General features: G+C 68.0%; 16 protein-coding genes and 1 tRNA gene. 15 read left to right on the forward strand and 2 right to left on the reverse strand.

Annotated elements, in window-relative coordinates; genetic code table 11:
- Window positions 1-86: 86 nt before the first annotated feature.
- The 6 genes from GXY35_04360 (at window position 87) to budA (ending at window position 4,172) form a co-directional block, all read left to right on the forward strand.
- Window positions 87-887, forward strand: coding sequence for a glutamate racemase (locus tag GXY35_04360; protein NLW93817.1), 801 nt, complete (start codon window positions 87-89; stop codon window positions 885-887).
- Window positions 884-1,936, forward strand: coding sequence for a DUF362 domain-containing protein (locus GXY35_04365; GenBank protein ID NLW93818.1), 1,053 nt, complete (start codon window positions 884-886; stop codon window positions 1,934-1,936). The genes GXY35_04360 and GXY35_04365 overlap by 4 nt, the downstream gene beginning before the upstream one ends.
- Window positions 1,933-2,352: a YjbQ family protein gene (locus GXY35_04370; GenBank protein NLW93819.1), complete on the forward strand. Its 420-nt coding sequence runs from the start codon at window positions 1,933-1,935 to the stop codon at window positions 2,350-2,352. Before GXY35_04365 ends, GXY35_04370 begins: the two co-directional genes overlap by 4 nt.
- Before the next feature lie 3 nt (window positions 2,353-2,355).
- Window positions 2,356-2,868, forward strand: a complete 513-nt coding sequence (locus GXY35_04375) for an O-acetyl-ADP-ribose deacetylase (protein NLW93820.1) — start codon at window positions 2,356-2,358, stop codon at window positions 2,866-2,868.
- Window positions 2,869-2,946: 78 nt separating this feature from the next.
- Window positions 2,947-3,372, forward strand: a complete 426-nt coding sequence (locus GXY35_04380; protein NLW93821.1) for a hypothetical protein — start codon at window positions 2,947-2,949, stop codon at window positions 3,370-3,372.
- The gene (gene budA, locus GXY35_04385; protein ID NLW93822.1) at window positions 3,369-4,172 is read left to right on the forward strand and encodes an acetolactate decarboxylase; all 804 of its coding nucleotides are present in this window, start codon (window positions 3,369-3,371) and stop codon (window positions 4,170-4,172) included. Before GXY35_04380 ends, budA begins: the two co-directional genes overlap by 4 nt.
- Here the strand turns inward: budA and ychF are convergent.
- Window positions 4,162-5,235, reverse strand: coding sequence for a redox-regulated ATPase YchF (gene ychF, locus GXY35_04390; GenBank protein ID NLW93823.1), 1,074 nt, complete (start codon window positions 5,233-5,235; stop codon window positions 4,162-4,164). The genes budA and ychF overlap by 11 nt on opposite strands.
- Before the next feature lie 85 nt (window positions 5,236-5,320).
- Window positions 5,321-5,396 (reverse strand) — tRNA-Ala (locus GXY35_04395).
- Window positions 5,397-5,547: 151 nt separating this feature from the next.
- Here GXY35_04395 and leuC point away from each other — a divergent pair.
- The 9 genes from leuC to GXY35_04440 all read left to right on the forward strand — a co-directional run bounded on the left by leuC (window position 5,548) and on the right by GXY35_04440 (window position 14,663).
- The gene (leuC, locus tag GXY35_04400) at window positions 5,548-6,807 is read left to right on the forward strand and encodes a 3-isopropylmalate dehydratase large subunit (protein NLW93824.1); all 1,260 of its coding nucleotides are present in this window, start codon (window positions 5,548-5,550) and stop codon (window positions 6,805-6,807) included.
- 140 nt (window positions 6,808-6,947) lie between these two features.
- The gene (locus GXY35_04405) at window positions 6,948-7,451 is read left to right on the forward strand and encodes a 3-isopropylmalate dehydratase small subunit (GenBank protein NLW93825.1); all 504 of its coding nucleotides are present in this window, start codon (window positions 6,948-6,950) and stop codon (window positions 7,449-7,451) included.
- Between the two features lie 9 nt (window positions 7,452-7,460).
- Window positions 7,461-8,522 (forward strand): 3-isopropylmalate dehydrogenase, encoded by a 1,062-nt coding sequence (locus tag GXY35_04410; protein NLW93826.1) that lies wholly within the window; start codon window positions 7,461-7,463, stop codon window positions 8,520-8,522.
- Window positions 8,523-8,542: 20 nt separating this feature from the next.
- Window positions 8,543-9,553: an aspartate-semialdehyde dehydrogenase gene (locus GXY35_04415; protein NLW93827.1), complete on the forward strand. Its 1,011-nt coding sequence runs from the start codon at window positions 8,543-8,545 to the stop codon at window positions 9,551-9,553.
- Window positions 9,554-9,907: 354 nt separating this feature from the next.
- A complete protein-coding gene (gene truA / locus GXY35_04420; protein NLW93828.1) occupies window positions 9,908-10,651 on the forward strand; it encodes a tRNA pseudouridine(38-40) synthase TruA in 744 nt (247 codons plus the stop codon).
- A gap of 200 nt (window positions 10,652-10,851) precedes the next feature.
- Window positions 10,852-11,370, forward strand: a complete 519-nt coding sequence (locus tag GXY35_04425; GenBank protein ID NLW93829.1) for a hypothetical protein — start codon at window positions 10,852-10,854, stop codon at window positions 11,368-11,370.
- Between the two features lie 54 nt (window positions 11,371-11,424).
- Complete coding sequence (locus GXY35_04430) at window positions 11,425-12,510, forward strand: hypothetical protein (protein NLW93830.1); 1,086 nt, start codon at window positions 11,425-11,427, stop codon at window positions 12,508-12,510.
- Between the two features lie 181 nt (window positions 12,511-12,691).
- Window positions 12,692-13,390, forward strand: coding sequence for a PHP domain-containing protein (locus GXY35_04435; protein ID NLW93831.1), 699 nt, complete (start codon window positions 12,692-12,694; stop codon window positions 13,388-13,390).
- A gap of 466 nt (window positions 13,391-13,856) precedes the next feature.
- Complete coding sequence (locus GXY35_04440) at window positions 13,857-14,663, forward strand: hypothetical protein (protein ID NLW93832.1); 807 nt, start codon at window positions 13,857-13,859, stop codon at window positions 14,661-14,663.
- Window positions 14,664-14,817 lie beyond the last annotated feature (154 nt).

The raw sequence follows: 14,817 nt of genomic DNA on the forward strand, positions 1-14,817 counted from the left end.
CGGATCGTCCGTGCGCGTCACGCCGGGCATCACCGTGCGGATCCGCGCCGACGCGGGCCCTGCACCCTCTGCGGCAACGTATGCGTATGGACACGCCGATCGGCGTCTTCGACTCGGGGCTCGGGGGCCTCACGGTCGTGCGGCATCTCCGGCGGCTGCTGCCGGACGCGGGGATCGTCTACTTCGGCGACACCGCGCGGGTGCCGTACGGGAGCAAGTCCCGGGAATCCGTCACCCGCTTTTCCCGGGAGAGCTGCCGCTTCCTGCTCGGCCAGGGCGTGGGGAGGATCGTCGTCGCCTGCAACACCTCCTCGGCGCTCGCCCTCGAGGCCTTGCGGGCCGAGTTCGCCGTCCCGCTGCACGACGTGATCGTCCCGGGCGCGCGCACGGCCGCGGAGCTCACCCGCAGCGGCAGGATCGGGGTCATCGGCACGCACGCCACGGTCCGCAGCGGCGCCTACGAACGCGCGCTCAAGGCCCTCGACCCGTCCCTCTCCGTGCACCAGCGGGCCTGCCCGCTGTTCGTCCCCCTCGCGGAGGAGGGGTGGCTCGACAGGCCCGCGACGGTCGAGATCGCCCGCGACTACCTGCTGCCCCTCAGAGAGACCGGGATCGACGTGTTGATACTCGGCTGCACCCACTACCCGGTCCTCGCGGCGACGATCCGCCTCGTGATGGGCGACGGCGTGGCGCTGGTCGACTCGGGCCGCTCCTGCGCCGAGGCGGTCCGCCGCGGGGCAGGGGCGCACCCGCCGCCCGGGAGGGCGGGGCGGGTCCGCTACTTCGTGAGCGACATGCCGGAGCGGTTCAGGGAGATCGGCAGGGTCTTCATGGGCGCCGAGATCGGGGACGTGACGGTGGTGAGCCCGGGGGGCGGAGTGAGATGAGACCGGTCGGCCTTGTCGCCGGGGGGTGCAGGCGCGACAACGTGCGGCGCGCCCTCGATCTCGTGCGTGACGACTGCGCCCCCCTCGCCGCGGCGCGCCGCGTCCTCGTCAAGCCGAACCTAACAGCCACGCGCGCGGCCCGCGCGAACTCCCACGCGGACGCCGTCCGGGGGATCATGGACTTCATCTCCTCCCTCCCCGGCGGCCTCGCGGGGAAGGAGATCGCGGTCGTCGAGGGGAGCGGGAGCGCCTACTACGAGCGATGCCTCACGCGCGACCTCTTCGAGACGTTCGGCTTCACGGCTCTCGCGCGGGAGTACCCGAACCTGTCGCTCGTGCCGATCGAGGAGTGCCGCGACTACCTCCCGGTCCCCGTCCGCTCGATCGCCGGGCCGGAGACGGTCGGCCTGGCGGCGGTCGTCCGCGACTTCGACTACCGTATCTCCCTCAACCTCCCCAAGACCCACAACTACGCCATCCTCACGGCGGGGATCAAGAACATGATGGGGCTGCTGCGGCAGGAGGACAAGTCGATGATCCACGGCCTCCGCACCCCGAGCGCCCCGGACGCCGGCTCCGTCATCGGCAGGATCCCGACCGCCTGGATCGCCTGGATGCGGAGGAGGGCGCCGTGGCTCGTGAACGCCGTCTTCGCCCGCTCGACGGCGTACCTCAACGCCGTCCGGGTGATCCACCGCAACGTCGCCGCGGTGGCCCGCGAGGCCTGGCCGGACCTCGTGGTGATCGACGCGTGGGAGGGGATGGAGGGGAACGGGCCGATCGACGGGGAGCTGGTGGATTTGAAGGCGGCGGTGGCGTCCGCGGACGCGCTGAAGGCCGACGGGGTGACGGCGCGCCTGATGGGGTTCGAGCCGGCCGAGGTCGGCTACCTCCACTACCTTGCCGAGGAGGGGAGGGGCTCGACCGGGCTCGAGGGGCTGAGGGGGGAGGAGGTCGGGCGCGTCGCCCGGCGGTTCCGGCGGCACCCGACCTACCCGATCCAGCGGCTCTGGCGTGAGGGCCCCGAAGGGAGGGGAGGGGCGGCGTGAAATCGTTCACCGAGCACCTCTGGTTCGATACGAAGCGCCGGCGTGAGTTCATCAACATCACACCCCTCGTCGAGGAGTGCCTGCGGAAGAGCGGAATCCGCGAGGGGCTCTGCCTCGTGAACGCCATGCACATCACCGCGAGCGTCTTCGTGAACGACGACGAACGGGGGCTCCACGAGGACCTCGAGGCGTGGCTCGAGTCGCTCGCCCCGCACGCGCCCGTCTCCCGCTACCGGCACAACGACACGGGGGAGGAGAACGCGGACGCGCACCTCAAGCGGACGGTCATGGGGCGGGAGGTCGTGGTCGCGGTTACGCGCGGGAAGCTCGACGTCGGCCCGTGGGAGCGGATCTTCTACGGGGAATTCGACGGAAGGCGGAGGAAGCGGGTGCTCGTGAAGATCGTGGGGGAGTAGGCCGTGATCACCATCGTGCTCGGGGACATCACGCGGGAGGATACGGAGGCGATCGTCAACGCCGCCAACAGCGGCCTGCGCGGGGGCGGCGGGGTCGACGGCGCCATCCACCGGGCGGCGGGCCCCTCCGTCATGCGGGAGTGCCGGGAAATCGGGGGGTGCCCGACCGGCGGGGCGGTCGTCACTGGGGCGGGAAACCTCGCGGCGAAGAAGATCATCCACGCCGTCGGACCGGTCTGGCGGGGCGGGTCGCGCGGCGAAGCGGAGCTGCTCGCCTCCGCGTACGCCCGATGCTTTCTCCTCGCCCGGCAGCACCGGCTCCGAACCATCTCCTTCCCCTGCATCAGCACCGGCGTGTACCGCTATCCGCTGGAGGACGCCGCCCGGATCGCCCTCCGGCAGGGAAAGGTTTCCGAGGGCGATTTCGACGAGATCCGCTACGTCTGCTTCTCGGAGCAGGACGCGCGGGTGTACCGGAGGGTGCGGGAGGAGATCGAGCGCGGCGACCGGCGCTGACCAGGGGGCGTCTATTCTCTGGACACGCGCCCCCCGTCGCCATACAATGCACCGCTGCACCGACCGACCGGAGCCGTGATGAGGGACAGGCCGCGCAGAAAACCGAGGATGCACGGGCACTACCTCCGCATCCCGTCCTGGGCCGCGCTGAAGTGCCGGACGCTCCCCGCGCACGGCCCCGCCGCGAGCGTCGTCAGCATCGAGATCGAGAAGCACCGCCCGATCCCCGTGCGCGAGCCGATCGTCCCCGAGGAGAAGCACGGCGGCGCATCCGCGGACGGCGTGCTCTTCGAGTGGGGCGAGCGCCTCCCCCCGGGGATGCCGATCGAGATCGAATTCGTGTTGCAGCCCGGGGACGCGCCCGTCGTCCTGAGAGGGGAGGTGGTCGACGCGGCGCCGTGCGAGGATGCGCGCGGCCTTCACCGGATCAGGATGGGGTTCATCGCGGCGACCGACGCCGAGGTGGACGCCATCGCGCTGTTCGTCAAGAGATACTACGTATGAGCCCCCGCCCGCGCCTGGCCGCGGCGCTCCTTCTCGTGGCGGCGATTGTTTCTTCCGGATGCCTCCGCCCCCCCGCGCACACGATCACGCAGGTGTGCGTCATCGACGCCCTGCTCGCCGGGGCCTACGACGGGCAGCTCTCCTGCGCGGCGCGGCGCAGGCACGGGGATTTCGGACTCGGGACCTTCGACCGGCTCGACGGGGAGATGGCGATGCTCGACGGCGTCGTCCACCAGGTGCGGGCCGACGGGAGTGTGCGTGAGGCGCCGGGCTCGGAGACGACCCCCTTCGCGATGGTGACCCGGTTCTCCCCGACCCGCGCCGTCCCGGTCGCCCCCGGCGCCGGGCCCGCCGATCTGGAGGCGCTCCTCGACCGCGCCTTCCCGGACGCGAACCTCTTCTGCGCGATCCGAATGCGGGGGCGCTTCTCCGCGGTGAGGACGCGGAGCGTCCCCGCGCAAAAGAAACCGTACCCGCCGCTCGTGGAGGTGACGAAATCGCAGCCGGTCTTCGGGAGGGAGCAGGTTTCGGGCACGCTCCTCGGCTTCCGCTCGCCGGCCTATGCCGGCAGGGTTACCGCCCCCGGATACCACCTGCACTTCCTCTCCGACGACAGGGCCTTCGGGGGGCACGTCCTCGATTTCAGGGTCGAATCCGGCGTCGCCGAGCTGGACCCGTGCACCCGCTTCCTCCTCGTCCTCCCGGAGCCGGGAAGCGCGTTCGGGACGATGGACCTCGGGGGGGACAGGTCGGCGGAGCTGGAGGCGGCGGAGCGGGGCGGCGGGACGGTCAGACGCTGAAGCGGATCGCGAGGATGTCGCCGTCCTGCACGACGTACTCCTTCCCCTTGAGGTACTCCTTCCCCGCCTCCTTGACCGCGTTCTCGCTCCCCAGCGCGGCGAGGTCGTCGTACCTGATCACCTCCGCCCGGATGAAGCCGCGCTCCATGTCGGAGTGCACGACCCCCGCCGCCGCCGGCGCCGCGGAGCCGCGCCGCACGAGCCACTGGCGCACCTCGTCCGGGCCGACGGTGAAGAACGAGACGAGGTCGAGTGCCGAGAGGAGGAGCCGCGTGAGGGCGTCGACGGCGGGCTCGGCGATCCCCGACGCATCGAGGAACGCCGCCCGCTCCTCCTCCGATTCCAGGCGGGCGATCTCCGCCTCCACCTTGGCCGAGACGGCCATCGCGTGGATGCCGGCGGCGCGGCACTGCGCGGCGATCTGATCGAGCGGCCCGCGGTCCAGGATCGCCTTCTCGGAGACGTTCAGGGCGACGATCATCTGCATCCCGGTGATGAACGGGTAGCCGGAGATCATCCGTCGCTCCTCCGGCGAGAGGGGGAGGGTCCGCAGGGGGCGTTCGCCTTCGAGGTGGGCCTTGATTTTTTCGAGCAGAACCTTCTCGCGGAGGGCGGCGTCGTCGGCCTTCTTCTTCAGGGCGTGCTCGATCCTGCCGAGCCTCGTGTCGGCGAATACGAGGTCGTGAAGGATCAGCTCCGCGTTCACGGCGGCGATGTCCCTGCGGGCGTCCGGCGCCCCGTCGACATGGTAGACCGTGTCGTCCTCGAATCCGCGCACCACATGGCAGATCGCGTCGGCCTCCGCGATCCTCTTGAAGACCGTCCCCTTGGCCAGATCCTCCCTGTTGAGCGCCGGCAGAAGCTCGATCTCGATCCGCGCCCGCGCAATCTTTTCCGGACGGTAAAGGGAGACGAGGCGGTCGAAGCGCGGGTCGCGGATCTCGACGATGCCGACGACCGGCTTGTGAAACGACAGCTCCGCGGCTGAGAGGGGGCGGCGTGCGAGCAGCTCGAAGAGGGTCTTCTTCCCCGTCTGGGGAAGCCCCATGACGACGACCTTCATGCCGCGCCGCTCCGCCCGCGGGAACCGAAAGACGTCCTCATGCCGGTGGCGGCGTCGGGGAGACGGCGAGGCGGGATGGGAAGGATGGTGGAGCTGAGGGGAGTCGAACCCCTGACCTCTTGAATGCCATTCAAGCGCTCTCCCAGCTGAGCTACAGCCCCACGGCGTCGCGCGGCGCGGCCTGCGCAGGGCCGACCATCGCCGCAGGCGACATTATCCCCGCCCGCCCGGGGGAAGTCAATTGCTTTCAAGCTCTGCATCGGATATACTCCTCCCGAAACGCGTCCGAACCGGGCGCGGAGAGGGGCGGCAATGGGAATGACCATCGTCGAGAAGATCCTCGCGGCGCACGCGGGGAAGGGGTCGGTATCGCCGGGCGAGATCGTGATGGCCTCGGTGGACATCGCCCTCGGCAACGACATCACCGCCCCGATCGCGATCCAAGAGTTCAGGGAGGCGGGCGCCCGGCGCGTCTTCGACCCGGCGCGCGTCGTCCTCGTGGCCGACCATTTCACCCCCAACAAGGACATCAAGTCGGCCGAGCATGCGAAGCTCCTCAGGGAGTTCGCCCGGGAACAGGGGCTCACGCACTACTTCGACGTGGGCCGCGCCGGGATCGAGCACGCCCTCCTCCCCGAGAAGGGGATCGTCGTCCCCGGCGACCTCGTGATCGGCGCAGACAGCCACACCTGCACCTACGGGGCGCTCGGCGCCTTCGCGACGGGGGTCGGGAGCACCGATCTCGCCGCGGCAATGGCGACCGGGGAGGTGTGGCTGCGGGTGCCGAACTCCATCCGGTTCGTCTACCGGGGGGCGCTGCGAAGGTGGGTGGGGGGCAAGGATCTGATCCTCCGCACGATCGGCGAGGTGGGGGTCGACGGGGCGCTCTACCGGGCGATGGAGTTCTGCGGCGAGACGATCGAGGCGCTCCCGATGCACGACCGGATCTCCATCTGCAACATGGCGATCGAGGCGGGCGGCAAGTGCGGGATCGTCGCCCCCGACGCGGTCACCGACGAGTACGTCCGCGGGCGGGCGGAGCGCGCGCCGCGCCTGTACGCGAGCGACCCGGACGCCTCCTACGAGCGGGTGATCGAGATCGACGCCGCCGCCGTCGAGCCGCAGGTCGCCCTCCCGCCGCTCCCGGAGAACGCGCGCGGGGTGAGCGAGATCGGCGACGTCCGCATCGACCAGGTGGTGATCGGCTCCTGCACGAACGGGCAGATCGAGGACCTCCGGATCGCGGCGGGGATCCTGAAGGGGCGGAAGGTGCACCCGCGCGTGCGGCTCATCGTCATCCCGGCGACGCAGGCGATCTACGCGCAGGCCCTCGCGGAGGGGCTGCTGGGGACGTTCGTCGAGGCGGAGGGGGCGGTCTCCACGCCCACCTGCGGGCCGTGCCTCGGCGGGCACATGGGCGTGCTCGCCGCGGGCGAGCGGGCGCTCGCGACGACGAACCGCAACTTCACCGGGAGGATGGGGCACCCGTCGAGCGAGGTGTACCTGAGCGGACCCGCCGTGGCCGCGGCGAGCGCGGTCGCGGGGCGCATCGTCGGGCCGGACGCCCTGTGAGCTTCGCCGCGGAGAGGCGGAACGCGCCTTGATGCGGCCGCGGCGCGACCTGGATGCTCGCGGACCGGACGGTGGCGCGGAAGGACTGCGATAGGGGGCGGGGCGCCCTGCGTGCGGGCTCCGGGCACCAAGAGGAAGGCATGAAGATCAGAGGGGCGGCGTGGAAGTTCGGCGACGACGTCAACACCGACGAGATCATCCCCGCGCGGTACCTGAACACCATCGATCCCGCCGCGCTCGCGGCGCACTGCATGGAGGACGCCGACCGCGATTTTGCGAAGAGGGTGCGCCCGGGGGATCTGCTCGTCGCGGGGAAGAACTTCGGCTGCGGCTCCTCCCGCGAGCACGCGCCGATCTGCATCAAGGCCGCGGGGGTGGCGGCGGTGATCGCCTCCTCCTTCGCCAGGATCTTCTACCGGAACGCGTTCAACATCGGCCTCCCGATCTTCGAGTCGCCCGAGGCAAGCGCGGCGGTCGCCGCCGGGGATGAGGTCGAGATAGACGCCGATGCCGGAAAGATCGCAAATCTCACCCGGAAGGAGACGTACCGGGCGGCGGTCATCCCGCCGTTCATGCAGGAGCTCGTGAAGGCGGGGGGGTTGATGGCGTACGTGAAGAAACGGATCGGGGAAAAGCAACGGTAGGGAGGGGAGATGGCACGGAACCACGAGATCGCGGTCATCCCCGGCGACGGGACGGGGCCGGAGGTGATTCGGGAGGGGCTCAAGGTCGTGCGGGCCGCCGCGGAGCGGTTCGGGTTCGAGATCACGACCCGGGAGTACGACTTCGGAGGGGAGCGCTACCTCAAGACGGGCGAGACGCTCCCCGACGGGGCCGTCGACGAGCTCCGCGGGTTCAAGGTCGTCTACCTCGGCGCCATCGGCCACCCGGGCGTGAAGCCCGGCATCCTCGAGAAGGGGATCCTCTTGCGGCTGCGCTTCGAGCTCGACCAGTACATCAACCTGAGGCCGATCAGACTCTATCCGGGCGTCGAGACCCCGCTGAAGAACAAGGGGCCCGCGGAGATCGACTTCGTCGTGGTCCGGGAGAACACCGAGGACGTCTACGCGGGGATCGGGGGGTTCCTCAAGAAGGGGACCCCGGACGAGGTGGCGCTGCAGGAGATGATCTACACCCGCAAGGGGGTGGAGCGCTGCGTCCGGTACGCCTTCGAGCTCGCCAGGACCCGGAAGAGGAAGAAGCTCACCCTCTGCGCGAAGACGAACGTGCTGACCTACGCGCACGACCTCTGGCAGCGCGTCTTCGACGAGGTGGGGGCGGAGTACCCGGACGTGCAGCGGGACTACGCGCACGTGGACGCCACCTGCATGTGGATGGTGAAGAGCCCCGAGTTCTTCGACGTGATCGTGACGACGAACATGTTCGGCGACATCATCACCGACCTCGGCGCGATGATCCAGGGCGGGATGGGGATCGCGGCCGGGGCCAACATCAACCCATCCGGCACCTCCATGTTCGAGCCGATCGGCGGCTCGGCGCCCAAGTACACCGGGAAGAACGTCATCAACCCCCTCGCGGCGATCTCCGCGGGCGGGATGATGCTCGATTTCCTGGGGGAGAAGGAGGCGGGGCGCGCCGTCGAGGAGGCCGTGATGAAGGCGGTCTCGACCAGAATCAGGTGCCTCTCGGCCGGCAAAATGGGGATGGGGACCGACGCGGTCGGGGACCTGGTCGCGTCCCTGGTGCGCGGCTGACGGGGGAGAGGACGAAGAGTATGGCGCGACGATACACGGTGGCAATCGCCGGCGCGACGGGGGTCGTGGGGACGGAGATGCTCCGCACCCTCGCGGCGAGGAACTTCCCCGTGGGGAAACTGCGGCTGCTCGCCTCGGCGCGGTCGGCGGGGAAGCGGTTGCGCTTCGCCGGAGAGGATATCCCGGTCGAGGAACTCACGGCGGATTCGTTCGCGGGGGTCGAGATCGCGCTCTTCAGCGCGGGGGCGGCGCGCAGCAAGGAGTTCGCCCCGGCGGCGGTGAAGGCCGGGGCGGTCGTCGTGGACAACTCGAGCGCCTTCCGGATGGATCCCGACGTCCCCCTCGTCGTCCCCGAGGTGAACCCGGAGAAGGTGCGGGAGCACAAGGGGATCGTCGCCAACCCCAACTGCTCGACGAGCATCCTCGCCGTGCCGCTCTGGCCGCTCCACCGGGCGGCCCGCATCGTGCGGATCGTGGCGGCCACCTACCAGGCGGCCTCGGGGGCGGGGGCGGGCGCGATGGCGGAACTCCGCCGTCAGGTCCGGGAGATCGAGGAGGGGAGGGAGGCGAACGTCTCCGTCCTCCCGCAGCAGATCGCCTTCAACCTGTTCCCGCATGTGGACGTGTTCCTCCCCAACGGGTACACGAAGGAGGAGATGAAGCTGGTCCACGAGACCCGCAAGATCTTCGGGGACGAGACGATCCGGGTGACCGCGACCTGCGTGCGGGTGCCGATCCTGCGGGCGCATTCGGAGGCGGTGAACATCGAGACGGAGCGCAAGCTCTCCGCGGAGGAGGCGCGCCGGATCCTGGCGAAGGCCCCCGGGGTGTGCGTCGTGGACGAGCCGGAGCGGAAGCGCTACCCGATGCCCTTGACGGCGAGCGGGCGGGACGAGGTCCTCGTCGGTCGCATCCGGGAGGATATCTCCCAGCCCAACGGCCTCGACCTGTTCATCGCCGGCGACCAGCTCCTCAAGGGGGCCGCCCTGAACGCGGTGCAGATCGCGGAACTCCTGATCAAAAACGGATAGGCGCGCGGCCGCTGATTGACGCTGCGTTCCATCCTTTCCCCAGGGCGGACTTCAGCCTGCCCATGGACGAGCGCTGCATTCCATCCATTCCCCAGGGCGGACATCAGTCCGCCCGCGAATGAGCGAGGATAGAGAAAATGGCGGACTTCAGTCCGCCCGTGGACGAGCGCTGCATCCCATCCATTCCCCAGGGCGGACATCAGTCCGCCCGCGGATGAGTAAGGATAGAGAGAAGGGCGGACTTCAGCCCGCCCGCGGACAGCCGTTTGATCTGTTTGAACCGCTTGAACTGCCTGCACGGAAAAGGATTCAACGCCGGGACGCGCTAGAGTCTATGCCCGGCTGTGGACCGATATGGGGAACGACCGCACCATCCGGTTGCTGATCGAGTACGACGGCACGGACTACCGCGGCTGGCAACTGCAGCCCGACGGCCCCACCGTCCAGGGGAAGATCGAATCGGCCCTCCGCCAGATCACCGGCGCGGCGGTGCGCGTCGCCGGCGCGGGGAGGACCGACGCGGGGGTGCACGCCGCCGGGCAGGTGGCGAGCTTCCGCACCCCGAGCCTTCTCCCCGCCGCGACGATCGCCCGGGCCCTGAACGCCCTCCTTCCGCCCGACATCGCCGTCCTCTCCGCCGAGGAGGCGGCCGCCTCATTCCACGCCCGCTTCAGCGCGGTGCGCAAGAAATACCGGTACTCCATCCTCAATCGCCCCGTCCGTCCCGCGCTCGGGCGGCGGACCGTCCTTCACGTCCCGCGTCCCCTCGACGAGCGGGCGATGCGGGAGGCGGCGCGCTGCCTCGTCGGAACGCACGACTTCTCCTCGTTCAGGTGCAACTCCGGGAAGGAGGATCTCCCGATCAGGACCGTCCAGGCGCTCGCGATCGAGCGGAGAGAGGATCTCGTGACCATCGAGATCGAGGCGGCGAGTTTCCTGTACAAGATGGTCCGCTCCATCGTCGGGACGCTGATCGCCGTCGGGCGGGGAAAGGCGCCCCCGTCGGAGGTCGCGGCGATACTCGCCGCGCGCGACCGTTCCGTGGCCTTCCCGACAGCCCCCGCCTGCGGCCTCTGCCTCCTCAGCGTCTCGTACTAGCGGGCGTTGTAGGTGACTCTTACGCCCGGGGACAATCAGGCGGAAATCCGCCCCCTGTGCCTCTGGGGGAAGAATATCCGCCCAACGAACCGCGCCGCAATACCTTGCATGCAGCGTCCGGGCGATTGACTTCCGCGCGCACGCCTGACATACTTGACGGCAGGTGCAGGAGCGGACAACCGCAACAGGGGAGGGACGGGATGCGCGACATCGTAAAGGCGGCGACCGGGCAGATGATCGCTGCCGCGGTGCTGGGGATCGTGTTGGGGGCGCTGATGCTCCTCTATCCGGGCGGGACGGTGGTGCTGATGCAGTCGGCATTCGTCGTCTTCAAGGCGCTCCTCTCTCTCTTCATCATCTGCTGGGTCTCCAGCGAGGCCGCGGGCTACTTCAGGGTTCGCGCCACGATGACGGGGATCGGCACCGTGCTGCTCGGCGCCCTGGCGGTCATCCTCATCTGGAGTCTCGGCCTCGGCATCGTCTACCTGGTCGTCGCCGCGTTCCTGTTGATCTCGGGGACGGGTGAGATCGTCGACTCGTTCCGCGCCCCGCGGGGGACCTTCTTCCTCACGCTCCTGGGCCTCATCGACATCATCATCGGCATCCTCGTGATCACGAACCCGGTCATCCTCCCGCTCCTCATCGCCTGGTACGTGCTCTTCTGGGGGATCTCGCGGCTGCTCCTCGCCCTCGAGCTCAGGCGCCTCTTCTCGCTCTAGACCGGGGGCCGGGTCGTCTGTTCGTGAACATTCGCTTCGAGAGGAGGGAATGCAATGCGCGTCACCGCATGGACCGCCGCCCTTGCCGCGGCGGCGCTCTTCCTGCCGTTCGTCGCCCCGGCGCAGGACGAGGCGTCGTTCGACGCCGAGACGGGACAGGACGCGCTGGCGGGCGTGCCCGCGCATCCAGAGGAACCGGAGGCGGCGCCGGAGACCGGCGGTCTGGAGGGCCTGGTGCGGGCGGCGAAGAAGCGCGCCGCCTTCTCCGTCGCCAATATCTTCACCTCGCGCGATGTCTGGCGGGGCATCGACTGGTTCGGCAACAACGACCCGGCCTACCTCCTCGGCGGGGATATGAAGTTCGACCTGACCCCGTACGATGCGCAACACAAGCGCGACATCTGGGAGGTGAAGCTGCACACGATGGTCGCCGGCGCCTACTCGTTGAAGTCCGGGCACGAGAACGTCGACCGGTGGAAGGTGATGGCCGTCCTCGAGAACCGTTTTTACAGGTACCTCGACCTCGACATCGGCTACGAGCACTACGGCCTTCCCCCCTTCGACGACCACGATCGCGACTTCGAGGAGCTGATGCTCCGCGCGGGATTCAACTCGGTCCCGACGTTCACGCCTCTCTCCCTTCCGGGATTCAAGGAGCCGGTCACGGCGATCCCGTTCGCCGTCCACTACGGCGCCTACAGCGCCTACTCGAGCAAGCGCTTCACGCTCACGAACGACAAGTTCGGATTCCACGGCTACCCGAACAGCTGGTGGTGGCACAACGTCGAGTTCAACCTGATCGTGCCGTTCCCCGACGCCGTGCCGGAGAAGACCTGCGGCGTCCTGCGCTGCCTGAAGCTCGACTCGCAGATATGGGCGATCGACCGGGAGAACGTCCTCCCCGGCCTCAAGGACGGCCTCCAGGACGCGGAGTTCGGCCTCGCCCTCCCGCTCATCCTCGACCTCGGCGGGGGGCTCGGCCTCGACCGGTGCCTGTGGGGTGTCCTCGGGGAGTCGAAGATCATCGCCGAGCCGTTCATCCGCTACGCCCTCGACGCGCAGAACCTCGACTCCAAGACCGGCGCCTGGACCAGCGAGGACGAGATCTTCGGCGGCGTGGCGCTGGTCTACGCGTTCTGATCGCGCTACGGGATCGAATCCCTGATCGCCTGTCTTCAGCGTTGGGCTGATTGCCGCCAGCAGCTCGAACCGGCCCGGCATCGCGGGTTCCGCGAAGGCGATGGTCAACAACGGGGACCTGACCCCCAAAACGCAAATGGCAAGATTTGACCCCAAAGCCCCTTAGGACCCCGGACAGCAGATGCTGCTCAAAGCGGACTTCCACGTTCACACCTCCGAGGATCCGGAGGATCCGGTCGAGCATTCCGCCCTGGAACTCATCGACACGGCCTCCCGGCTCGGCTACGGCGTCCTCTCGATCACCAACCACAACACGGTGACCTGGGACGAGCAACTCGCCGCGTACGCGGAACGCAAGGGAATCCTGCTCCTCCCCGGCGTCGAGCTCTCCGTGGCGGGGAAAAAGCACGTCCTTGTCGTGAACTCCCCGCTTCGCGGGGCGAACCTCGCAAGAAGCTTCCCGAGGTTCGAGGATCTCGCGGCCGTCCGGGGTGAGTCGTCGCTGGTCATCGCCCCGCACCCTTTCCACCGCGCCCCCGTGTGCCTCGGGAGCGATCTCGAGACGCACCGCCACCTCTTCGACGCCGTCGAGTCGTCGCACTTCCACTCCCGCCTCTTCGCCCTGAATCGGAGGAGCGAGAGCTTCTCGCGCCGGTACGGCATCCCGATGGTAGGCACCTCTGACGCGCACTTCAGGTCGCAGTTCGGCCGCGCCTATTCCCTGGTCGAGGCGGAGAGGAACCCTAAAAGCGTCGTCGAAGCGGTGCGGAAGGGTAGGGTTCAGGTGGTCTGCCCCCCGCTCACGGTGGCGGGGATGGCCGGCACCCTGGCGCGCATGCTCGTGGCCCGGGTCCGGAGCGCGCCCGCCCGTGAACGCTGAATACCCCGGTACGGCCGGTGCGTGAGAAGCACCGACTCCTTCATGCGCAAGAATCCAGAATACCCGTCAGCGCAATCCTGAACCGCCCCCCGGCATCAGTCATGACGAAATACCCGTGGTATGCCCCAATCTCCATCACCGCGGCGCAGCCGTTGTTATGGCACGCTCCGAAGCAGATAGCGTCAATATCCTCTCCGGCTGCAAGGAGAAAAAGATTGACATAACATCCTTCCGGCGCTACGCTGCCGAGAAAGGCGCGATGCTCTTCGCAAACAGAGATTGAGTAGATGGACAAGTTCGCGGGACGCTGCGCATCCCGCGAACGGCGCCGCGGATTGCCATCCGCCTGTTCTCGGGCGCTTCGCGCCCTCGAACACGCGGATGCAGCGGACGGTTCGCTGCGGCGGGCGAGCCCGCCTCCGCGTCCGCCGCTGATCAGCAGCGCCGTTGTGCAAAGGAGAGATGAATGAAGAACTGCATCGTGGCAATGGTACTCACCATGATGGCGTCGTTGACGGCGCATGCTGAAGACATGCGGAAATATCTGAACGACACACAAACCTTGGTTCGGGATGGAAAGCATGAGGAAGCATTGGAGCGCTTCATATGGTTCCACGACCACGCACTTGAACATCAACCTTCCATGTATGGAGTGCGCCTTTCATTTGCACTGTCCTACTGGAAACAACTCGGAGATGTCTATCCGCCTGCGCTCACTGCCCTCAAGACAACCCGAGACTACAAGACGGATCTCTTCGTTCAGAACAAAGGGAATCGCAACCTCTTTCATGACGTGATGGCTCTCAACAGAACTCTTGGCCAGGATATCAAGACGGTTGATTTGTTTCGAACACTCGACAAAGATCAGGCTGATTTGGCGAAGGAATGCTGGGACGTTGCGAAAGATGCGGTAATCAAGGAGAAAGCCTACGATCTTGCCCGAAAGTACATTGGCAACCCCATTCGTGAATGGGGCAAAGTGAAGCAGATGTATGAAATGAAGAAGGCCATGTATGGCGGCAAGAACTTCGGAGAGCACTTTAAAGCGTATAACGAGAACAACTTCGTCGAAGAGAGCCTTAAATTGATCGAAGTTGCCCTCGCTCTCGACGACGCGGAAGCAGCCCACGAGATAAAATCAAAGGCTTCGGCCATCATTGATGACAATCGTCTCAATGATGCCATGCCCGAAGAAAGAAGGAAGGATGCACAACAAGCCGAGTTCACCGTACCATCGAAAGCCGCGCCGAGCGCGTCTTCCGATGTCCGGTGACTCGCGCCGTTCGCGGGACGCTGCGCGTCCCGCGAACGGCGCTGCGGATTGCCATCCGCCTGTTCTCGGGCGCTTCGCGCCCTCGAACAAGCGGCTGCAGCGGACGGCCGCTGCGGCGGGCAAGCCCGCCTCCGCGTCCGCCGCTGATCCGCAG

The organism is Chlamydiota bacterium, assembly GCA_012729785.1.
Lineage (GTDB): Bacteria > Auribacterota > Tritonobacteria > UBA1439 > UBA1439 > UBA1439.